This is a genomic window from Streptomyces sp. NPDC002886, assembly GCF_042888445.1.
Lineage (GTDB): Bacteria > Actinomycetota > Actinomycetes > Streptomycetales > Streptomycetaceae > Streptomyces.
The window spans coordinates 1,053,349-1,075,508 of sequence record NZ_JBIAPV010000003.1 but is presented as its reverse complement, the minus strand read 5'-3'; the positions used below and the strand labels follow the sequence as shown (position 1 = coordinate 1,075,508).

General features: G+C 68.9%; 16 protein-coding genes. 12 read left to right on the top strand and 4 right to left on the bottom strand.

The window, feature by feature from the left end; translation table 11 throughout:
* Positions 1-67: 67 nt before the first annotated feature.
* Complete coding sequence (locus tag ACFYYB_RS17210; RefSeq protein WP_243333344.1) at positions 68-3,967, top strand: DNA-directed RNA polymerase subunit beta'; 3,900 nt, start codon at positions 68-70, stop codon at positions 3,965-3,967.
* A gap of 86 nt (positions 3,968-4,053) precedes the next feature.
* Here ACFYYB_RS17210 and ACFYYB_RS17205 read toward each other — a convergent pair whose 3' ends face one another.
* Positions 4,054-6,519 (bottom strand): YfhO family protein, encoded by a 2,466-nt coding sequence (locus ACFYYB_RS17205; protein ID WP_389435980.1) that lies wholly within the window; start codon positions 6,517-6,519, stop codon positions 4,054-4,056.
* Positions 6,520-7,583: 1,064 nt separating this feature from the next.
* Here ACFYYB_RS17205 and rpsL point away from each other — a divergent pair.
* From rpsL to tuf, 4 genes are all read left to right on the top strand, one after another.
* Complete coding sequence (gene rpsL, locus ACFYYB_RS17200; RefSeq protein WP_007265893.1) at positions 7,584-7,955, top strand: 30S ribosomal protein S12; 372 nt, start codon at positions 7,584-7,586, stop codon at positions 7,953-7,955.
* A 3-nt stretch (positions 7,956-7,958) separates the two neighbouring features.
* The gene (gene rpsG, locus ACFYYB_RS17195; RefSeq protein ID WP_215023410.1) at positions 7,959-8,429 is read left to right on the top strand and encodes a 30S ribosomal protein S7; all 471 of its coding nucleotides are present in this window, start codon (positions 7,959-7,961) and stop codon (positions 8,427-8,429) included.
* Positions 8,430-8,468: 39 nt separating this feature from the next.
* Positions 8,469-10,598: an elongation factor G gene (fusA, locus tag ACFYYB_RS17190; protein WP_327305095.1), complete on the top strand. Its 2,130-nt coding sequence runs from the start codon at positions 8,469-8,471 to the stop codon at positions 10,596-10,598.
* A gap of 148 nt (positions 10,599-10,746) precedes the next feature.
* Complete coding sequence (gene tuf, locus ACFYYB_RS17185; RefSeq protein WP_266912806.1) at positions 10,747-11,940, top strand: elongation factor Tu; 1,194 nt, start codon at positions 10,747-10,749, stop codon at positions 11,938-11,940.
* A gap of 234 nt (positions 11,941-12,174) precedes the next feature.
* On the opposite strand, the gene rfbC is transcribed toward tuf, so the two are convergent.
* Positions 12,175-12,774, bottom strand: a complete 600-nt coding sequence (gene rfbC, locus ACFYYB_RS17180) for a dTDP-4-dehydrorhamnose 3,5-epimerase (RefSeq protein WP_389435979.1) — start codon at positions 12,772-12,774, stop codon at positions 12,175-12,177.
* A complete protein-coding gene (gene rfbA / locus ACFYYB_RS17175; protein ID WP_389435978.1) occupies positions 12,771-13,646 on the bottom strand; it encodes a glucose-1-phosphate thymidylyltransferase RfbA in 876 nt (291 codons plus the stop codon). The genes rfbC and rfbA overlap by 4 nt, the downstream gene beginning before the upstream one ends.
* Before the next feature lie 217 nt (positions 13,647-13,863).
* Here rfbA and rfbD point away from each other — a divergent pair, with 217 nt between their 5' ends.
* From rfbD to ACFYYB_RS17155, 4 genes are all read left to right on the top strand, one after another.
* Positions 13,864-14,784, top strand: coding sequence for a dTDP-4-dehydrorhamnose reductase (rfbD, locus tag ACFYYB_RS17170; protein ID WP_389435977.1), 921 nt, complete (start codon positions 13,864-13,866; stop codon positions 14,782-14,784).
* Between the two features lie 211 nt (positions 14,785-14,995).
* Positions 14,996-15,685, top strand: coding sequence for a glycosyltransferase family 2 protein (locus ACFYYB_RS17165; protein ID WP_389435976.1), 690 nt, complete (start codon positions 14,996-14,998; stop codon positions 15,683-15,685).
* Positions 15,682-16,104, top strand: coding sequence for a DUF2304 domain-containing protein (locus tag ACFYYB_RS17160; protein WP_389435975.1), 423 nt, complete (start codon positions 15,682-15,684; stop codon positions 16,102-16,104). The genes ACFYYB_RS17165 and ACFYYB_RS17160 overlap by 4 nt, the downstream gene beginning before the upstream one ends.
* A gap of 6 nt (positions 16,105-16,110) precedes the next feature.
* Positions 16,111-17,010, top strand: a complete 900-nt coding sequence (locus tag ACFYYB_RS17155) for a glycosyltransferase family 2 protein (RefSeq protein WP_389435974.1) — start codon at positions 16,111-16,113, stop codon at positions 17,008-17,010.
* Positions 17,011-17,080: 70 nt separating this feature from the next.
* Here the strand turns inward: ACFYYB_RS17155 and ACFYYB_RS17150 are convergent, their stop codons facing one another.
* Complete coding sequence (locus ACFYYB_RS17150; RefSeq protein WP_389435973.1) at positions 17,081-18,742, bottom strand: hypothetical protein; 1,662 nt, start codon at positions 18,740-18,742, stop codon at positions 17,081-17,083.
* 172 nt (positions 18,743-18,914) lie between these two features.
* Here ACFYYB_RS17150 and ACFYYB_RS17145 point away from each other — a divergent pair, with 172 nt between their 5' ends.
* The 3 genes from ACFYYB_RS17145 to rplC all read left to right on the top strand — a co-directional run bounded on the left by ACFYYB_RS17145 (position 18,915) and on the right by rplC (position 22,159).
* Positions 18,915-20,708 carry a hypothetical protein gene (locus tag ACFYYB_RS17145; protein WP_389435972.1) on the top strand — a complete coding sequence of 598 codons (1,794 nt, stop codon included), beginning with the start codon at positions 18,915-18,917 and terminating at the stop codon, positions 20,706-20,708.
* 483 nt (positions 20,709-21,191) lie between these two features.
* A complete protein-coding gene (gene rpsJ, locus ACFYYB_RS17140) occupies positions 21,192-21,500 on the top strand; it encodes a 30S ribosomal protein S10 (RefSeq protein WP_003948644.1) in 309 nt (102 codons plus the stop codon).
* 14 nt (positions 21,501-21,514) lie between these two features.
* Positions 21,515-22,159 (top strand): 50S ribosomal protein L3, encoded by a 645-nt coding sequence (rplC, locus tag ACFYYB_RS17135; RefSeq protein ID WP_266880616.1) that lies wholly within the window; start codon positions 21,515-21,517, stop codon positions 22,157-22,159.
* Position 22,160 lies beyond the last annotated feature (1 nt).

Genomic DNA, 22,160 nt, shown 5'->3' with positions numbered 1-22,160 from the left:
CCCCGTCATCCCCGGGACCGTTCAGACCATGATTGAGACTCGACCCCGAAAGAGGGATTGACGCACAGTGCTCGACGTCAACTTCTTCGACGAGCTGCGGATCGGCCTTGCCACCGCGGACGACATCCGAACCTGGTCCCACGGCGAGGTCAAGAAGCCGGAGACCATCAACTACCGCACCCTCAAGCCCGAGAAGGACGGACTCTTCTGCGAGAAGATCTTCGGTCCGACCCGGGACTGGGAGTGCTACTGCGGTAAGTACAAGCGTGTCCGCTTCAAGGGCATCATCTGTGAGCGTTGTGGCGTCGAAGTCACGCGCGCCAAGGTGCGTCGCGAGCGGATGGGCCACATCGAGCTTGCCGCTCCCGTCACCCACATCTGGTACTTCAAGGGCGTCCCGTCGCGCCTCGGATACCTGCTGGACCTCGCGCCGAAGGACCTCGAAAAGGTCATCTACTTCGCCGCGTACATGATCACGTTCGTGGACGACGAGCGCCGCACCCGCGACCTCCCGTCCCTGGAGGCGCACGTCTCCGTCGAGCGCCAGCAGATCGAGAACCGACGCGACTCGGACCTCGAAGGCCGTGCCAAGAAGCTCGAGACCGACCTGGCCGAGCTCGAGGCCGAGGGCGCCAAGGCCGACGTACGCCGCAAGGTGCGCGAAGGTGCCGAGCGCGAGATGAAGCAGCTCCGTGACCGCGCCCAGCGCGAGATCGACCGCCTCGACGAGGTGTGGGCCCGCTTCAAGAACCTCAAGGTCCAGGACCTCGAGGGCGACGAGCTGCTCTACCGCGAGCTGCGCGACCGCTTCGGTACGTACTTCGACGGCTGCATGGGCGCCGCGGCGCTCCAGAAGCGTCTGGAGTCCTTCGACCTCGACGAAGAGGCCGAGCGCCTTCGCGAGATCATCCGTACCGGCAAGGGCCAGAAGAAGACCCGTGCGCTCAAGCGCCTCAAGGTCGTCTCCGCGTTCCTGCAGACCAGCAACAAGCCCAAGGGCATGGTTCTGGACTGCGTGCCGGTGATCCCGCCGGACCTGCGTCCGATGGTGCAGCTGGACGGTGGCCGCTTCGCGACCTCCGACCTGAACGACCTGTACCGCCGCGTGATCAACCGCAACAACCGTCTGAAGCGCCTCCTGGACCTCGGTGCCCCCGAGATCATCGTGAACAACGAGAAGCGCATGCTTCAGGAGGCCGTCGACGCCCTCTTCGACAACGGTCGTCGTGGTCGTCCGGTCACCGGTCCCGGTAACCGTCCCCTGAAGTCCCTCAGCGACATGCTGAAGGGCAAGCAGGGTCGATTCCGTCAGAACCTCCTCGGCAAGCGCGTGGACTACTCCGCGCGTTCCGTGATCGTCGTCGGTCCCCAGCTGAAGCTGCACCAGTGTGGTCTGCCCAAGGCCATGGCGCTGGAGCTCTTCAAGCCGTTCGTGATGAAGCGCCTGGTCGACCTGAACCACGCGCAGAACATCAAGTCGGCGAAGCGCATGGTCGAGCGCGGCCGCACGGTCGTCTACGACGTGCTCGAAGAGGTCATCGCCGAGCACCCGGTTCTGCTGAACCGTGCGCCCACGCTGCACCGCCTCGGCATCCAGGCCTTCGAGCCCCAGCTGGTCGAAGGCAAGGCCATCCAGATCCACCCGCTCGTCTGCACCGCGTTCAACGCGGACTTCGACGGTGACCAGATGGCCGTGCACCTGCCGCTTTCGGCAGAGGCGCAGGCCGAGGCCCGCATCCTGATGCTGTCCTCGAACAACATCCTGAAGCCGGCAGACGGTCGTCCCGTCACCATGCCGACCCAGGACATGGTGCTGGGTCTGTTCTTCCTCACCACCGACGGCGAGCTCCGTGACGTCAAGGGCGAGGGCCGTGCGTTCGGCTCGACCGCCGAGGCGACCATGGCGTTCGACAACGGTGAGCTGGCTCTCCAGTCGGCCGTCGACATCCGCTTCCCGGTGGGCACCATCCCGCCGCGCGGCTGGGTGGCGCCGATCGCCGAAGAGGGCGAGCAGGAGTTCCAGCCGGGCGACAGCTTCCGTCTGAAGACGACCCTGGGTCGCGCGCTCTTCAACGAGCTGCTTCCCGAGGACTACCCGTTCGTCGACTACTCGGTGGGCAAGAAGCAGCTCTCCGAGATCGTCAACGACCTGGCGGAGCGCTACCCCAAGGTGATCGTGGCGGCGACGCTCGACAACCTGAAGGCGGCCGGCTTCCACTGGGCGACCCGTTCGGGCGTCACCGTGGCCATCTCCGACGTCGTCGTGCCCGAGGCCAAGAAGGCCATCGTCAAGGGCTACGAGGAGCTGGACGAGAAGGTCCAGAAGCAGTACGAGCGCGGTCTGATCACCAAGGACGAGCGCACGCAGGAGCTCATCGCGATCTGGACCAAGGCGACCAACGAGGTTGCCGAGGCGATGAACGCGAACTTCCCCAAGACGAACCCCATCTTCATGATGGTTGACTCGGGTGCCCGAGGAAACATGATGCAGATGCGACAGATCGCCGGTATGCGTGGTCTGGTGTCGAACGCGAAGAACGAGACCATCCCGCGTCCGATCAAGGCGTCCTTCCGTGAGGGCCTCACCGTTCTGGAGTACTTCATCTCCACGCACGGTGCCCGTAAGGGTCTGGCGGACACCGCCCTGCGTACCGCCGACTCGGGTTACCTCACCCGTCGTCTGGTGGACGTCTCGCAGGACGTCATCATCCGCGAGGAGGACTGCGGCACCGAGCGCGGCCTGAAGCTGAAGATCGCCGTTCGCGGCGAGGACGGCGTGCTGCGCAAGGCCGACGACGTCGAGACCTCGATCTACGCCCGCATGCTGGCCGAGGACGTCGTCATCGACGGCAAGGTCATCGCGCCGGCCAACGTCGACCTCGGTGACGTGCTCATCGACGCCCTGGTCGCCAACGGCGTCGAGGAGGTCAAGACCCGCTCGGTCCTGACCTGTGAGTCCGCGGTCGGCACCTGTGCCTTCTGCTACGGACGCTCGCTCGCCACCGGCAAGCTGGTCGACATCGGTGAGGCGGTCGGCATCATCGCCGCCCAGTCCATCGGTGAGCCCGGTACCCAGCTGACGATGCGTACCTTCCACACCGGTGGTGTGGCCGGTGACGACATCACGCAGGGTCTGCCGCGTGTCGTCGAGCTCTTCGAGGCCCGTACCCCGAAGGGTGTCGCCCCGATCTCCGAGGCCGCCGGCCGCGTGCGGATCGAGGAGACCGAGAAGACGAAGAAGATCGTCATCACGCCCGACGACGGCAGCGAGGAGACGGCCTTCCCGATCTCCAAGCGCGCCAAGGTCATCGTCGGCGAGGGCGACCACGTCGAGGTCGGCCAGAAGCTGACCATGGGTGCCACCAACCCGCACGACGTGCTGCGCATCCTCGGCCAGCGTGCGGTCCAGGTCCACCTGGTCGGCGAAGTCCAGAAGGTCTACAACTCGCAGGGCGTGTCGATCCACGACAAGCACATCGAGATCATCATCCGGCAGATGCTGCGCCGCGTGACGATCATCGAGTCCGGCGACGCGGAGCTCCTGCCGGGCGAGCTGGTCGAGCGGTCGAAGTTCGAGACCGAGAACCGTCGTGTGGTCACCGAGGGCGGTCACCCCGCCTCCGGCCGTCCGCAGCTGATGGGTATCACCAAGGCCTCGCTCGCGACCGAGTCCTGGCTGTCGGCGGCGTCCTTCCAGGAGACGACCAGGGTTCTGACGGACGCGGCGATCAACGCCAAGTCCGACTCCCTGATCGGCCTCAAGGAGAACGTCATCATCGGTAAGCTCATCCCGGCCGGTACGGGCCTCGCCCGCTACCGCAACATCCGGGTCGAGCCGACCGAGGAAGCCAAGGCCGCGATGTACTCGGCCGTCGGCTACGACGACATCGACTACTCGCCCTTCGGCACCGGCTCCGGCCAGGCTGTCCCGCTGGAGGACTACGACTACGGCCCGTACAACGGCTGAGCTCGTTAGCTAGTACGAAGAAGCCCCCCGCCGCTCCGAGAGGAGAGGCGGGGGGCTTCTTCGTGTCGTGGGCGGGGCCGTGGGGGTCAGGCCCGCCGGCGGCGCCGCAGGCCCGTCACCGTGGCCGAGGTCAGGGCCAGGAGGGCTAGGGTGGCGCCGGCCAGGCCGGGGGTGAGGCCCCGGGGGGTGAAGGTGCAGGAGAGCTTGCTCGTGTTCCGGGGGATGTCCAGGGCGATCAGGCCGTGGAAGCTCTTGAGCGGCGCCGAGCACTGCCAGCCGGGGACGGCGGTCATCGCGAAGACGGCGGTGCCGGAGGCTCCCTTCGGGAGGGTGGCCTCGATGCTGTGGCCGCCCGCGGTGACCTGGCCGGCGCCCGTGACCGTGAGGCGGCCGACCGTCGTGGCGAGCGCGGCCCGGTCCAGGCAGCCGACGGGGTGCGCGCCCGCGGTGCCGCCCCGGGTCCGGGTCCGTACGGTGACGTCGACCCGGCCGGAGGCGGGGACCTCGCCGAGGCGGACGACCCCGGCCGTGCGGTCCGCCAGGGGCTTCTCGGTACCGGCGAAGCCGAGGGTGCCGTACAGCTGCGGCGAGTACCAGAAGGCTTCGGAGCCGGGGGTGCAGGTGGCGGTGTACCGCTGCTTGGAGGCGGTGCCGCCCCGGGTGACGGGCGGGACCTGGTAGACGGTGGCGCCGAGGACCTGCTCCTGGTGGGCGTAGACGCTGGCCGGGGGGTTGGGGGAGGCGTACGGGGCGCTGCGGACGGTGACCAGGGGCGGGGCGGGGAAGCTGCGGGCCGTCCAGCTGTTCTTCTCCGGACCCGGTTCGGCGCGGGCGCCGATCGAGAAGATCGCGTCCAGGACGGGGTTGTCGGCGCCGAAGAAGGTGCGGCCGTCGTTCGTGTAGCCGTAGCCGAGGGGTTCGAGGGCCTTGTACGTGCTCTCGGGGAGGTAGCTGCTGTAGTACTGCGGGCCCTCGGCCTGGAGGGAGAGCGCGTCGTTGAACGAGGTGCGCGGGGCGCCGGAGTCGGTCCGGTAGGCGGGCCAGCCGTCGACCGAGCGGACCGCGTCGAAGTGGTTCGTGATCGACCTTCCGGAGGTGGCGATCGGCTTCGCCCAGCGTTCGCGGGCGCGGCGGGCGTCCGCGTTGACCGCGGCGGCGGTGGATTCGGCGAAGACGACGCCGACCATGAGGACCGCGGCCAGGGGGATCAGTACCCGGCGCTTCTCGCCCAGCGCCAGCAGGACCAGGGCGAGGAGCGACACCGCGCCGCCGCCCAGGACGGCCCGCCAGGTGGTGCCGCCGAAGTCGTTGGTGTGGCGGAGCGCGAAGGTCGCGGCGACCAGCAGGCCGGCGGTCAGCGCCACGTGCGCCGGTCGGGGCCGGTTGGCCAGCGAGAGCCAGGCGATGATCACGAGGATGCCGCTGAAGACGAAGGTCTCGCGGTAGGGGTTGCCGTTCGGCACCGCCAGCCCGTGCCACACGTACTGGGTGGGCGGGAACTGGAAGGAGAGGACGACGAGCAGGGCCGCCGCCGCCCACACCAGGCGGGTCCTGCGGGCCACGGCCTTGTTGAGGAGGAAGGACCCGGCCAGGATCAGCCCGAGCGAGGCCACGTACAGGCGCGGGCGGCCGCCCCACAGGTGGGTGCCGGGGAGCATGCCGGTCAGGAACACCTCGATCCGGACGGGATCGAAGGCGGCCGCCCGGGTGGGCTGGGCGGCTCCGCTGGAGAGGAACGAGGGCAGCAGGAGGGGCAGCGTCAGCAGGACACCGGTCACGGCGGCGGTCCCGGCCCGCCATACGGCGCGCAGCCGCCGGGCCCGGGTCAGGTCGAGGACGATCAGGCGGACGGCGAGCAGCACGCAGGCGGCGATCGTCGCCATCATCGCGGTGTAGAAGTTCCCGAACCAGGCGAGGGCGACCAGCAGCGCGGCGCCCGGCCAGTGGCGCTCCTCCAGGCACCACTCGACGGCGATGCCCAGGAGCGGGAGCGCGACCAGGCCCCACATCCACATGGGGATGTACGAGGCGTCGCTGAGGGCCCAGCCGCACAGCCCGTAGACGGCTCCGAGCACGCCGCGCTGCCACCACGGGCCGGGCTGCAGCTTGCCGAGGTAGACGGCCATCAGGGCGGCGGCGGTGCCCATCGTGACCGGGGTGATCACGAAGACGGCGAGGTCCACGTGGGCGCGGGGGACCAGGACGGCCAGCCAGGAGAAGGGGTTGCCGAGGTAGGTGGAGTAGTCGGACAGGAACTGCTGGCCGAAGCCGCCGCGCCAGGTGAAGAGGAGGTCGCCCGCGGACTGGCCGTGGACCAGGTCCCACAGGGCCCGGTGGAACGGGACGTACTGGTTGGCCTGGTCGTTGACGGCCCGGCCGGTGGTGCCGAAAGGGAAGGTGCCCCGGGCGGCCCAGGACGCGCAGAAGGCGCCCGAGGCGATGAGGAACGCGAGGAGCGGGCCGTGGGAGCGGGTGGCGCGACGTGGTGCGGGCCGGTCTCGATCGGGGGGCGGGCTGCTCTGCGTCGCGTGCTCGACGGCCAAGGTCCCCAAGGGTCTGCTCCCTGCTGGTCTGCTGTCCGACTAGTGGTACATCTGGATGGTTTGTCTGACTCGTCAGTTTAGGTCGGAGGCGGGCCCGGCCGACGTCGTGGCGTTGGGGTGTTGCGTCGGCTTTTGTCCCGAGCCCGCGGGTCCATCGGGCGTCGTCAGCAGGGCCGTTGGGCCTTGGTCGGCAGCCGGCAGCCCGCCGCCGGTTGTCCCGCAGCCGCTGTCCGCGGCAGCCGGTGGGCTGACGGTCGGTCCGGTCGCCGCGGCGGGCGCGGGAGGGGGGTGCGTGGTCGATCCGGGCGGACCCGGCCCTCATGGTGCCGCGCGGCCGCTCCGGTTCCGCGGCGGCGGAGCGCGGCCCCGGGGGTGCGCGGGTCGGTGGCGCGCCGGTCCGGCGCGCGGGCGCGGCCTCGGGGGTGCGGGGTCCGGCCGCCGGATGCCCGGGACGGGCTGCTGGGGCGCCGGACGCGCCGGCTGGGGTGGGCGGCGGGACCGGAGGTCGGGGCGGCTGCCGCCGAGGCCTCCCGGAAGCGTGTGCGCAGGGTGTGTTCACCGGCTTCGGGTACGGGGCTTCCTCCCTTCGATGGAGTCGAGGGGGTGCCGCTCCCCCCGCGGCCGGCTCCGGGGGGTGGCGAGGTCGTACCTCAGGGTGGCCGGGACCTCGCTCGGCGGGCCGCCTTCCGGGGGTCGCGCCGGAGCGGGAGCCGCCGCGGGCCGGGGAGGGGCGGCGCGCTCCACGTAGCACATGCGCACCACAGCCGCACATCGGAGGGACTGCATCCCGGCCTCGGCCGTGTGGCGACTGGCCACGGGGCCCTTCGGGCTCCGGGGTCGGGGGCTTTTGTTTTGACCGGAGTGGATGCGGTGGGTACGCTCAGACCTTGTGCCTGGGGTGTGCCTGGGCTCCTGTGCGTGTCCATCAACCGCACTCGAGTCGTACAAGCCACCGCGATTCATGCGTTTCCACGCTTGCGTGGAGGTCCGCCGGATCCGACACACCCGACCGCGTGGGTCGGCAAATGTTCCAGGTTAGCTTCACTACACGGCACACAGAAACCGGAGAAGTAGTGCCTACGATCCAGCAGCTGGTCCGTAAGGGCCGGCAGGACAAGGTCGAGAAGACCAAGACCCCCGCGCTTGAGGCTTCGCCCCAGCGTCGCGGCGTCTGCACGCGTGTGTTCACGACCACCCCGAAGAAGCCGAACTCGGCGCTGCGTAAGGTCGCGCGTGTGCGTCTGACCTCTGGCATCGAGGTCACGGCCTACATTCCGGGTGAGGGACACAACCTGCAGGAGCACTCGATCGTGCTCGTGCGTGGTGGCCGTGTGAAGGACCTGCCGGGTGTTCGTTACAAGATCATCCGTGGTGCGCTTGACACCCAGGCTGTCAAGAACCGCAAGCAGGCCCGCAGCCGCTACGGCGCCAAGAAGGAGAAGTAAAAAATGCCTCGTAAGGGCCCCGCCCCGAAGCGCCCGGTCATCATCGACCCGGTCTATGCATCTCCTCTGGTGACGTCGCTCATCAACAAGATCCTCCTGAACGGCAAGCGCTCCACCGCCGAGCGCATCGTCTACGGCGCCATGGAAGGCCTCCGCGAGAAGACCGGCAACGACCCGGTCATCACGCTGAAGCGCGCGCTGGAGAACGTCAAGCCGTCGCTTGAGGTCAAGTCCCGCCGTGTCGGTGGCGCCACCTACCAGGTGCCGATCGAGGTCAAGCCGGGTCGTCAGTCGACCCTCGCGCTGCGCTGGCTCGTGGGTTACTCCCGCGCCCGCCGCGAGAAGACGATGACCGAGCGCCTCATGAACGAGCTGCTCGACGCGTCGAACGGTCTTGGCGCCGCTGTCAAGAAGCGCGAAGACACGCACAAGATGGCCGAGTCCAACAAGGCCTTCGCGCACTACCGCTGGTAGTCCGAACCCACATCGAGACCGAGAGAAGACTGAGCCGATATGGCTACCACTTCGCTTGACCTGGCCAAGGTGCGCAACATCGGCATCATGGCTCACATCGACGCGGGCAAGACGACCACCACCGAGCGCATCCTGTTCTACACCGGTGTGTCTTACAAGATCGGTGAGGTCCACGACGGCGCTGCCACGATGGACTGGATGGAGCAGGAGCAGGAGCGTGGTATCACCATCACGTCTGCCGCTACCACCTGCCACTGGCCGCTCGAAGATGTTGACCACACCATCAACATCATCGACACCCCGGGTCACGTCGACTTCACCGTCGAGGTGGAGCGTTCGCTCCGCGTCCTCGACGGCGCCGTCACCGTCTTCGACGGTGTGGCCGGCGTCGAGCCGCAGTCCGAGACCGTTTGGCGTCAGGCGGACCGCTACGGCGTCCCGCGCATCTGCTTCGTCAACAAGCTGGACCGCACCGGCGCCGAGTTCCACCGCTGTGTCGACATGATCAAGGACCGCCTCGGTGCGGTTCCGATCGTCATGCAGCTCCCCATCGGCGCCGAGATGGACTTCCAGGGCGTTGTCGACCTGGTCACCATGAAGGCGTTCGTTTGGTCCGCCGAGGCGACCAAGGGCGAGATGTACGACATCGTCGACATCCCGGACACCCACAAGGAAGCCGCTGAAGAGTGGCACGCCAAGCTGGTCGAGACCGTCGCCGAGAACGACGACGCGATCATGGAGCTGTTCCTCGAGGGCGTCGAGCCCACCGTCGAGCAGCTGCACGCCGCTGTGCGCCGCATCATCATCGGCTCCAAGGGCGACAAGGGTGCCACCGTCACCGCGGTGTTCTGTGGCACGGCGTTCAAGAACAAGGGCGTTCAGCCCCTGCTCGACGCCGTCGTCCGCTACCTCCCGTCGCCCCTGGACATCGAGGCCATCGAAGGCCACGACGTCCGGGACGCCGAGGTCGTCGTGAAGCGCAAGCCGTCTGACGAGGAGCCCCTCGCGGCGCTCGCGTTCAAGATCATGCGCGACCCGCACCTCGGCAAGCTCACCTTCGTCCGGGTTTACTCGGGCCGCCTGGAGGCCGGCACTGCGGTGCTGAACTCCGTCAAGGGCAAGAAGGAGCGCATCGGCAAGATCTACCGCATGCACGCGAACAAGCGTGAAGAGATCGAAGCGGTGGGCGCCGGTGACATCGTCGCCGTCATGGGCCTGAAGCAGACCACCACCGGTGAGACGCTGTGTGACGACAAGAACCCGGTCATCCTGGAGTCCATGGACTTCCCGGCCCCGGTCATTCAGGTCGCCATCGAGCCCAAGTCCAAGGGTGACCAGGAGAAGCTGGGTGTCGCCATCCAGTCTCTCGCGGAGGAGGACCCCTCCTTCCACGTTCACTCGGACGAAGAGACCGGCCAGACCATCCTCGGCGGTATGGGCGAGCTGCACCTCGAGGTGCTGGTCGACCGTATGAAGCGCGAGTTCAAGGTCGAGGCCAACGTCGGCAAGCCGCAGGTCGCTTACCGCGAGACGATCCGCCAGACGGTGGAGCGTCACGACTACACCCACAAGAAGCAGACCGGTGGTACCGGTCAGTTCGCCAAGGTGCAGATCGCGATCGAGCCGATCCTCGAGGCCGACGGTCCGGCGTACGAGTTCGTGAACAAGGTCACCGGTGGCCGCATCCCGAGGGAGTACATCCCCTCGGTCGACGCGGGTGCGCAGGAAGCCATGAAGTTCGGCATCCTCGCCGGCTACGAGATGACTGGCGTCCGCGTCATTCTTCTCGACGGTGGCTACCACGAGGTCGACTCCTCCGAGCTCGCCTTCAAGATCGCCGGTTCGCAGGCCTTCAAGGAGGCCGCGCGCAAGGCTTCTCCCGTGCTCCTCGAGCCGATGATGGCCGTCGAGGTCACCACGCCGGAGGAGTCCATGGGTGACGTCATCGGTGACATCAACTCCCGCCGTGGCCAGATCCAGGCCATGGAGGAGCGTCACGGCGCTCGCCTCGTGAAGGGCCTCGTGCCCCTCTCGGAGATGTTCGGCTACGTCGGAGACCTCCGCAGCAAGACCTCGGGTCGCGCCAGCTACTCGATGCAGTTCGACTCCTACGCCGAGGTTCCCCGGAACGTCGCTGAGGAGATCATCGCGAAGGCCAAGGGCGAGTAACTCTTCCGAGTACACGCTTTAGGCTTGTCACCGGAGCCTCTGGGGCAACAGGAGCAACCCTCCCGTTGCCCCGGGGAACCGGCTATCCAGCAAAGATCACCTGGCGCCGATGAGCAAGGCGTACAGAACCACTCTCCAGGAGGACCCCGTGGCGAAGGCGAAGTTCGAGCGGACTAAGCCGCACGTCAACATCGGCACCATCGGTCACATTGACCACGGTAAGACGACCCTTACGGCCGCCATTACCAAGGTGCTGCACGACGCGTACCCGGACCTGAACGAGGCCTCGGCCTTCGACCAGATCGACAAGGCTCCCGAAGAGCGCCAGCGCGGTATCACCATCTCCATCGCGCACGTCGAGTACCAGACCGAGGCGCGTCACTACGCCCACGTCGACTGCCCCGGTCACGCGGACTACATCAAGAACATGATCACCGGTGCCGCGCAGATGGACGGCGCGATCCTCGTGGTCGCCGCCACCGACGGCCCGATGCCGCAGACCAAGGAGCACGTGCTCCTGGCCCGCCAGGTCGGCGTTCCGTACATCGTCGTCGCCCTGAACAAGGCCGACATGGTGGACGACGAGGAGATCCTGGAGCTCGTCGAGCTCGAGGTTCGTGAGCTCCTCTCCGACTACGAGTTCCCGGGCGACGACCTTCCGGTCGTCCGCGTCTCCGCGCTGAAGGCGCTCGAGGGCGACAAGGAGTGGGGCGAGAAGCTTCTCGGCCTCATGGCTGCCGTCGACGAGGCGATCCCGACCCCGCCGCGTGACACCGAGCTGCCGTTCCTCATGCCCGTCGAGGACGTCTTCACGATCACCGGTCGCGGTACCGTCGTCACCGGCCGTATCGAGCGTGGTGTCCTGAAGGTCAACGAGACCGTCGACATCATCGGTATCAAGGAGACCAAGACCACCACCACGGTCACCGGTATCGAGATGTTCCGCAAGCTGCTCGACGAGGGCCAGGCGGGCGAGAACGTCGGTCTGCTCCTCCGTGGCATCAAGCGCGAGGACGTCGAGCGCGGCCAGGTCATCATCAAGCCCGGTTCGGTCACCCCGCACACCGAGTTCGAGGCCCAGGCCTACATCCTGTCGAAGGACGAGGGTGGCCGTCACACCCCCTTCTTCAACAACTACCGTCCGCAGTTCTACTTCCGTACCACCGACGTCACGGGTGTTGTCACCCTGCCGGCCGGCACGGAGATGGTCATGCCGGGCGACAACACCGAGATGACGGTCGCGCTGATCCAGCCGGTCGCCATGGAGGAGGGCCTCAAGTTCGCCATCCGTGAGGGTGGTCGTACCGTGGGCGCCGGCCAGGTCACCAAGATCACGAAGTAATTCGTGTTCTGACCTGGTAGCTCGCTGACGCGGGCACCATGTTTGACAGGAGGGCCCCTCCCCCGTCGTTCACCGACGGGGGAGGGGCCCTTCGCCGTACGGGCCTTTCCTACGGGCCTACGGGCCTACGGGCCTACGGGCCTGCGCGCCGCGGGCACGCGAAGAGGGCCGCACCCCCCGGGGGGTGCGGCCCTCTTCCGTACGAGGCTCCGTACGCAGCTCCGTGAGCGGCGGTCACTTCACCCGCAACGACTCCGTGAACTCGACGCAGGCGGCGTAGTCCGGCAGCAGGCCCGACGCGACGGCGTCGGCCAGCGAGGGGGCCGCGTCGTCGCGGGCGGACAGCAGCGGCACGTCCGCCGGCCAGTCGATGCCCAGGTCGGGGTCGAGCGGGTGGACCGAGTGCTCGGCCGTCGGGTTGTACGTCTCCGAGCAGATGTAGGACAGCGTGGCGTCGTCCGTCAGCGCGCAGAAGCCGTGGCCCATGCCCTCCGGGATGTAGACGGCGCGGCGGTCCACGTCGTCCAGCCGGACGCCTTCCCAGCGGCCGAAGGTCGGGGAGCCGACCCGGATGTCCACGATGACGTCCAGCACGGCGCCGCGCACGCAGGTGACGTACTTGGCCTGGCCGCGCGGGACGTCGGCGAAGTGGATGCCGCGGACCACGCCGCGCTGGGAGACCGACATGTTGGCCTGCGCCAGGTTCAGCGGGTGCCCGACGACCTCGGCGAGGTGGTCGAAGCGGTACCACTCCATGAACATGCCGCGCGGGTCACCGTGCTGCTGGGGCGTGATCTCGAAGACTCCCTCTATGGAGAGTTCGCGGAACTTCATCGTGCGGCTTCCTCTTCGAGCAGACCGATCAGGTAGTCGCCGTAACCGCTCTTGGTGAGCGGTTCGGCCAGTGCGCGCAGCTGCGCGGAGTCGATGAGGCCCGCCCGCCAGGCGGCCTCCTCGATGCAGCCGATCTTGAACCCCTGGCGCTCCTCGATGACGCGCACGAACTCGGAGGCCTGCACCATCGAGACGAAGGTGCCGGTGTCCAGCCAGGCCGTACCGCGGTCGAGGATGGTGACGTTCAGCTCGCCGGCCTGGAGGTACGCGTCGTTGACGGCGGTGATCTCCAGCTCGCCGCGGGCGCTGGGCTTCAGGGCGCGGGCTATCTCCACGACGCGGTTGTCGTAGAAGTACAGACCGGGCACGGCATAACGGGACTTCGGCTTCTCGGGCTTCTCCTCGATGGAGATGGCCTGGCCGTCCGCGTCGAACTCCACCACGCCGTACGCGGAGGGGTCCGCCACCGGGTACGCGAAGACCCGGCCGCCCTTGGAGTCGGTGTGCTGCGCCAGGCGCGTGCCGAGGCCGCTGCCGTGGAAGATGTTGTCGCCGAGGATCAGCGCGACGGAGTCGTCGCCGATGAATTCGGCGCCGAGCACGAAGGCCTGCGCGATGCCTTCGGGGCGTTCCTGGACGGCGTACTCCAGCCGGATGCCGAACTGCGAGCCGTCGCCGAGCAGACGCTCGAACTGGTCGCGGTCTTCCGGGGTGGTGATGACGAGGATTTCGCTGATCCCGGCCATGACCAGCGTAGAGAGCGGGTAGTAGATCATCGGCTTGTCGAAGACGGGCAGCAGCTGCTTCGACACGGCCCGCGTCAGCGGCCAGAGTCGGGATCCGGTGCCGCCGGCCAAGAGAATTCCACGCATGGCGACAACCCTATGCGAGAGGGCGGGGCAGTTTTCGATTCGGACCGTGCCGAACGCACCACACGGCTACTGTTCGGATCATGCGCATCCTGGTGAGGGGCGGATTCCGGCCCAGACGGAACGACGAGTTATCGGACAAGGGCATTTCGCGGTACGGCAATGGGGAAGCCGGCCATGGATGTGCCCCGCGGGCCGAGCAGAAGGCGGCGCCGCAGAAGTGACCGGTGACGGGGGGAAAGGCCGCTGGCTCGTGACGGGCGCGGCCGGGATGCTGGGCCGGGACGTGCTGGCGGAACTGCAGCGCCACGCGATCGAGACCGTCGGCCTCAGCCGTGCGGAGCTCGACATCACGGATCCGGCGGCCGTCCGGTCCGCCGTCGAGGGCGCCGCGATGGTCGTCAACTGCGCGGGCTGGACCGATGTGGACGGCGCCGAGACGGCCGAGGAGGCCGCCGCCGCCGTCAACGGCGCCGGCGTACGGATCCTCGCCCGGGCCTGCGCCGCGAGCGGTGCGCGACTGCTGCAGATCTCCACCGACTACGTGCTTCCCGGGGACGCCTCGGAGCCCTACGCCGAGGACGCGGCCACCGGGCCCGTGAACGCGTACGGCCGTTCCAAGCTGATCGGCGAGCAGGCCGTGGCCGAACTCCTGCCGCAGGACGGCTACGTGGTCCGCACCGCCTGGCTGTACGGGGAGCACGGCCCGAACTTCGTCGCCACGATGCTCAAGCTGGCCGCACAGCGGGACACCCTGGACGTGGTCGACGACCAGCAGGGCCAGCCCACCTGGTCCGTCGCCCTCGCCCGGCAGCTCGTCGAGCTCGGACACGCCGCGCTGGACGGCCGGGCCCCGGCGGGGATCTACCACGGCACCGCGAGCGGTGCGACCACCTGGTTCGGGCTCGCGCGCGAGGTCTACCGGCTGTCCGGGCTGGACCCCGAGCGGATCCGCCCGACGACGTCCGAGTCCTTCGTCCGGCCCGCCGTCCGCCCCGCGTTCAGCGTTCTGGGACACGCCCGCTGGGCCCGGGTGGGTTTGGCCCCGATGAGCGACTGGCGGGAACAGCTGGCCGACGCCCTGGCAACCCCCGGTTTCGCCGCTCCGGCCCGGCAGGCCCGGGACGGCCGGGCGCTCTGAGGACGCCACTGGACAACGCTCCGTGTGTGTGATCGTTGCCTGCGGGCCAGTTTCGGGGTGCCCGAACTCGCTATGCTAGAAGGCCTGGGGCCCCGACACACGGCCGACGTGAACGGCCCGGACTTGAGTGAGCTCGGAGACGGCAATGCCGAATTGCGACCTCACACCGATCACTGAGCACTCGTACGTGCCTCGTTCCGTTGGAGCTACCGTGTCCGAATACGACGATGTCTGGCTGGTCATACCCGCCTATAACGAGGGCCAAGTCATCGCCGGCGTAGTCGAGGCGGCCCGGAAGACCTTTCGGAACATAGTCGTCGTCGACGACGGCAGCACGGACGATTCGGCGGAGCACATAGCGACCACCGGAGCCCACCTGGTGCGGCATCCGGTCAACCTCGGTCAGGGCGCGGCCCTGCAGACCGGCCTCATGTACGCACTCGCCCAGCCCGGCGCACAGTACTTCGCGACCTTCGACGCGGACGGTCAGCACCAGACCAAGGACGTCGAGACGATGGTCGCGATCCTGCGGGCCGGTGACGCCGACGTGGTGCTCGGCTCCCGGTTCATCGAACAGAACGGCCAGGTGCCGTGGATCAAGCAGGTCGTCCTGCGCACGGCCGCCGCCGTCAGCCCCACCGCGCGCAAGCTCAAGCTCACCGACGCGCACAACGGTCTGCGCGTGCTGGGCCGTGAGGCCGCCGAGCGGCTGAACATCACGATGAACGGCATGGCCCACGCCTCCGAGCTCGTCGGTTTCCTCGCCGGCTCCGACCTGCGGGTCACCGAGGTCCCGGTCGACATCCTCTACACCGACTACTCGCGCGCCAAGGGCCAGTCCCTGATCAACGGCGTCAACATCGTTTTTGACATTTCACTGCGGGAGCGTGGGCGTCGATGAAGTACTTCTGGATTCAGCTGCTGCTGATCGCGGGTTCGGTGTCCATGGCACTGATGTTCATCCGGACCTGGAGTCAGGCCCAGAACCGGGCCTGGAAGCGCATAGCCTTCTCGGCCTTCGTCGTCGTCAACGTGTACGCGGTGCTCCGCCCGACCGACGTCACCTGGGTCGCCCAGCACCTCGGCGTCGGCCGCGGCACCGACCTGGTGCTCTACGTGATGGTCCTCGCGATGGGCTTCCTCACGCTCAACACCTTCCTGCGCTTCCGGTCGCTGGAGAAGAAGATCACCGACCTCGCCCGCACCGTCGCCATCAACGAAGGCCTGCGGCACAACGACGTCCGGCTCGGCGCGAGCGAAGACGCCCCCGCGGCCGCCGCCACCGAGTCCTCCACCGGCACGGACTCCGTGAAGGTCTGACGCCCCATGGGGTCCTTCGACTTCATGCTCCCGTACTACGGGGACGTGGGGCAGATGCAGGACGCGGTCCGCAGCGTCCTGGCCCAGACCGACCGGGACTTCCGGCTCGTCGTGATCGACGACGGCGGGGAACCGGAGGTGCCCGGCTGGTTCGAGGGGCTGGGCGACGCGCGGGTGCGGTACCTGCGCAACGAGCGCAACCTCGGGATCACGAAGAACTTCCAGAAGTGTGTCGAGCTCTCCGAGGCCGACCACGTCGTCATCATGGGCTGCGACGACCTGCTGCACCCCCACTACCTGGCCACCGTGCGCGGGATCCTCGACGCCCACCCCGGGATCGGCATGGTCCAGCCCGGTGTCGAGGTGATCGACGGCTCGGGCCGGGTCGCGCGGGGCCTGCCCGACGCGGCCAAGCAGTGGATGTTCGCCCCCCGGGTCAAGGGCCGGGCCCTGATGTCCGGCGAGGAGCTGGCCGCCAGCGTCCTGCGGGGGAACTGGCTCTACTTCCCGTCGATCACCTGGCGCGGTCCGGCACTGCGCCGGGTGAACTTCCGGGACGGCTACTCGGTGCTCCTGGACCTGGCCCTCGTCGTCGACCTGCTCGAAGCCGGCGAGCGGATGGTGATCGACGCGTCCACCACGGTGTTCCAGTACCGCCGCCACGCGGACAGCGTGTCCTCCGTCCAGGCCGTCTCCGGTACCCGCTTCACCGAGTCCGAGCGCTACTTCTCGGCCGTCGCCGAGCGGATGGAGGCCCGCGGCTGGCCCAGGGCCGCCCGCGCCGCCCGGCTGCGCTACGGCTCCCGCCTGCACGCCCTGCGCATGCTGCCCGGCGCACTGGGCCGCGGCCACCGTGCGGGCGCCCGCACGCTGGCCCGGCACGCCTTCGGCACCGGGCGGGGCTGAGGAACGAAGAACGGCCCGCCTCCGGTCCGAGGACCGGAGGCGGGCCGTTGGCGTACGGACCCCGCGCGCGTCAGTTCTTCTTCGTGCGCTGCAGCGGGGTGTACGTCGAGCACTTGCCGCGCGGGGCGTACTTCGAGCACTTGCCGTTGGGGTTGCCCGTCACGTGCGAGGTCCAGGCGAGGGTGCCGAGGGTGTTCTCGGAAGGCTTCCTCGGCATGTAGGCGTCGGCCGTGGCCGAGCCGGCCGAGCCGAAGAGGAGCCCGAGCGAGACCAGGACCCCGATCACCGCGGCCCGGGGCCTGCGCCCGGCCGCCCGCAGGGCGTCCCGGCCGGGGATCCGCCCCTCGTTGGCCCGGGTCCACGCCGTGATGCGCTGCGCGCCGAGGTACACGGCCAGGCCCGACAGCGCGAGCATGCAGTAGACGATCTGCAGGCTGGTGCGCGGGTACAGCTGCACCGCGCCCTCGGCCGACATGTGCGAGGCGTACCAGTAGCGCAGCAGGAAGGCGCTGCCGGTGCAGGCCAGCAGGGTCAGCACCAGCGGCTGGCGCAGGCCGAGGGCGATGACCGCGCCCAGGCCGACCACCAGCAGGATGGTGAAGAGGCCGACGCCGCCGAGTTCGCCCGGCAGCGGCCACCCGAGGGAGCGCAGCGGGCCGGGGAAGGCCGAGCCCTGCATGGCGAAGTAGGCCGGGTCGCTGGCGGAGTCGAAGTAGAAGTAGGTGTCCTTGGTCGATCCGCTCGCACGGAGCAGGCGGATCATGTACGGCCCGGCCAGCGCGAGGAAGACGACGCTGGTCGCCGCCAGCGGCAGCACCGCGTCCACCAGCCCGCGCAACCCGCCCGAGCGGGCGCGGCCGGTCAGGATCACGGCGAAGAGCACGATCACGCCGACGGCGGACCACACGAACCAGCCCGCGTACAGCAGGAACAGCGCGGCGAGCAGTGCTCCGAGACCCGCACCGATCGCGAGCGAGAGCTTGCGCCCGTACTTCGCGGACTCCATCACCACCTGCGCGAGCTTGGCCAGCACGGGGATGACGATGATCAGGACGACGGGGGAGTACGGCTTGTACGGCTCCATCAGCGGCAGGGAGGCCGTGACGCCGATGCCGAGGGCCCACAACGGCGGCAGCAGCATGCGCCAGGCCAGGTAGGCGGCCGGTCCGGAGATCGCCAGGAAGCCGATCATGACCCACTTGACGGCCACGGAGGCGTTGCCGTCGAAGAACAGCTGGGAGACCCACGCCAGCAGGTGCGGGAAGCCCGGCGGGTACTCGGGCAGCAGCGGCACCCCGTCCATGACGTGGTACGCCCACTGCTGCAGGTTGCCGACGTCGCCGCCGTACGCGTTGAACGTCCAGGAGGTGCCCCGCAGGGCCACCACGCTGCCGCTCGCGGTCACACCGGTGGCCAGGCCGGCCACGGCCGCCGCGCTGATCCGCACGGCCGCGCTCGGCATCCACCGGGTCAGGACCAGGTAGAGCACCACGGTCGCGGCCAGCAGCACCAGGAGCCGCAGCTGGATGCCGGCCAGGCCGCTGACCTGCCCGATCCGCTGCATGGGGTTCACGTCGAGGCGCATGCTCAGCAGGACCAGGAGGATCGCCGCGGAAACGGACACGGCCGCCTCGGCGGCCGTGAGGGCGAAAGCGCGGGATATCCGACCACTGGAGCCGCTCGGGGCCCGGTGCTCGGCTACCGGGGCGGGCGCGGGAGCGGTGACAGTCATGTCCGTTGACTTTACCGTCACGAGGCCGCCCGCCATGACCTCGGGCCGCCCGCTTCGAGGTCCCCCGTTCGGCCCCATTGGTACCGTGGCGGCTGCCGCCACCGCACTCGCGTGCGCGGACGCGGCCTCAAGTGAACGGGAAGTGCCAGGGGTGCAGTCGGGAACGGAAACGATGGGCGAAGCCGGAGCCAACGAGGTGTCGGATCCCCGGCGTTCCGGGTCTTCGACCGGCTCCGCACGGCTCGTCGCACTGCGGACGTCCCTCCTCGGCCGGCGGCGGTTCTGGCCGGTGGCGCTCCTCACCGGATACGTGGCTCAGGTGCTGTTCCGGCTCTGGCTGGTGTGGGGCGGCACGCACCCGTCGGTCCAGGCGGACGAGTCCTCGTACCTCGTCCTGGCCCGGGTGCTCGCGGGGCGGCCGACCACGGAGATGCCGGTCGGATCGGTCATCCCCGGCGGCTATCCGCTCCTCATCTCCCCGGCCCTGCGGATCGCGGACGACCCGGTCACCGCGTACCAGCTGGTCCTGGGCATCAACACGCTGCTGAACGCGCTCGTCTTCCTGCTGGCCTACGCCGCCCTGCGCAGGCTCGACCTGTCCAGGGGGCTCTCCTTCGCGACCGCCACGGCGGCCGCGCTGATGCCGCCCGTGGTCTTCTACGCCGAGTTCGCCATGTCGGACACGGTGTTCCCCGTGGTCCTGCTCGGCTGGCTGATCACGCTGCACGGCTGGCTGAGCGAGGGCGACGCCCGGCGCCGCGCGTGGCACGGGGCGGGTGCCGGCCTGCTGGCCGGCTACGCCATGGCGGTGCACGACCGGGGCGGGGTCGTGGTGGCCCTCACGGCGGCGGTCTTCCTCGGCGCGCTCGTCCGGCGGTGGGCGCCGCGGCGGGCGGCGCTCGCGGCCTGGGTCGGGCTCGCGGTCTCCGTGGTGGGCGCCAGGCTGCTGGCCCTCTGGCTGGAGGCGCAGTTCAAGGACCAGCCGCCGAGCTCGGTGGGCACCAAGGTCCTGGACAGCCTGGTCGACCCCGAACTGCTGCGCCGCACGGTGACGCGCATGATCGGCCAGCTCTGGTACTTCTCGGTCTCGTCCTGGGGATTCGGCGCGCTCGCCATCGTCCTGTGCGTGTTCGCGGTGTTCAGCTCCCGCTTCACCCGGGCCTCGCGGGTGGTCTCCTTCGTGATGGTCGCCCTGCTGTGCGGGATCGCGCTCGCCTCCGCCGCGGGACTGCCGGGGGACCGCCGGGTCGACAACTGGATCTACGCCCGCTACCTGGCCCCGCTGCTGCCGGCGTTCTTCGTGGTCGGCGTCGCGACGCTGCGGCGGGCCCGGACCGGCGCGCTGCTGCGGCTGGTGACGGGCGCCGTGCTGTTCACCGTGGTCACGGGCGGGGTCGTCGTCCAGGTGGTGGGCGAACGCCTCCACAAGGTGGCCATCATCCCGTGGGCGATGCCGGACGCGCTGTTCCTGGCCGCGGAGTGGACGAAGCTGCACATGGGGCGGACCACGGCCGGCGCCCTGCTGGTGTTCGCCGTCTGCGTGGTCCTGCGGATCGCCGTCGGGCGCCGGGCGGTCTGGGCCGTGGCGGCGGCGCTGGCCGTGTTCGCCGCGTACGCGACGGTGGCGGTGACCTCGCACGTGGCCGTCCCGCGCGCCCAGCAGCACGAGTACGACGCCCTCGGCTTCACCGGGGCGGCGGGGCTGGAGCCGGGGGAGAACCTGGTGATGGACCCGAGCACGAACTGGGAGCTGCGGATGGCCCAGGGGTACGAGGTGTACGACGGGCGGGTCTGGACCAGGGACCTCAAGCGCGGCGAGCTGCCGCCGGCCGACGCGGACGCCGCCGTACTGAGGCTGACCTGGAAGGACACCAGGCCGGAGGACACCTGGGCGCAGGCGCCCGCGGGCTGGTACGTGGCCGAGGCGAGCAGGAAGCACGGCTGGGTGCTCTGGCGCCACCGCTGACGCCGCCGGTCCGAAGAGGGGTCCCGCCGGCCCCCGCGAGACCCCCTGCTGCGTGGTGCAGCTTGACCACGCAGCGTGGCGAGGTATTCTCTTCGGCCCGATTGGCCAGGTACGTGTCTCGTATGGCAGACTACTCAAGTTGCTCGGCCGTGTGCCGATGCTGCGCGCCTCCCGCCGGGAGGACCGGAAGCGAGTCCCACAGTACTCGTCGCCTTACCTGCCTCTCGGGGCAGCAATGGGGCGGACGTACGGGAATCTTCTGGGAAGCGTCAGCACGGTGCCTGCCAGGTACTCGGTGGGTGTTTGCCCCCGATCTGCGGTCTTGGGACCGCGCCCCCTTGGACGAGGGAATTTCCGTATGGGAATTTTCTGTAGAGGGAGTGCGACACGCCCGACCGCGTGGGTCGGAGGAGAGCGGCGGAGCGATCCGCAGCCGACCGAGAACCAGAGCGTTTCCACAACAGACAGGACTACGGAGTAGCCATGGCGGGACAGAAGATCCGCATCCGGCTCAAGGCCTACGACCACGAGGTCATCGATTCGTCGGCGAAGAAGATCGTCGAGACGGTGACGCGCACTGGTGCGTCGGTCGCGGGCCCGGTGCCGCTGCCCACTGAGAAGAACGTGTACTGCGTCATCAAGTCGCCGCACAAGTACAAGGACTCGCGCGAGCACTTCGAGATGCGCACTCACAAGCGCCTGATCGACATCCTCGACCCGACGCCCAAGACCGTTGACTCGCTGATGCGCCTGGACCTTCCGGCCGGCGTTGACATCGAGATCAAGCTCTGAGAGGCACGGAGAAGATGGCAAAGCAGATCAAGGGCGTCCTGGGCGAGAAGCTCGGCATGACCCAGGTCTGGGACGAGAACAACCGTGTCGTCCCGGTGACCGTGGTCAAGGCCGGGCCCTGCGTTGTTACCCAGGTCCGTACGAACGACGTCGACGGCTACGAGTCGGTCCAGATCGCCTTCGGCGAGATCGACCCTCGCAAGGTGAACAAGCCCCTCAAGGGTCACTTCGCCAAGGCTGACGTCACCCCCCGCCGCCACCTGGTGGAGCTCCGTACCTCCGACGCCAGCGAGTACACGCTCGGCCAGGAGATCACGGCTGCCGTGTTCGAGTCCGGCGTCAAGGTTGACGTCACGGGCAACAGCAAGGGCAAGGGCTTCGCCGGTGTCATGAAGCGTCACAACTTCAAGGGCCTCGGCGCCGGCCACGGCGTCCAGCGCAAGCACCGCTCCCCCGGTTCGATCGGTGGCTGTGCCACCCCTGGGCGTGTCTTCAAGGGCATGCGCATGGCCGGTCGCATGGGTAACGAGCGCGTCACCACCCAGAACCTGACCATCCACGCGGTTGACGCGGAGAAGGGTCTGCTCCTCATCAAGGGTGCAGTCCCCGGTCCGAACGGCGGCCTCGTCCTGGTCCGTACCGCGGTTAAGGGGGCTTGAG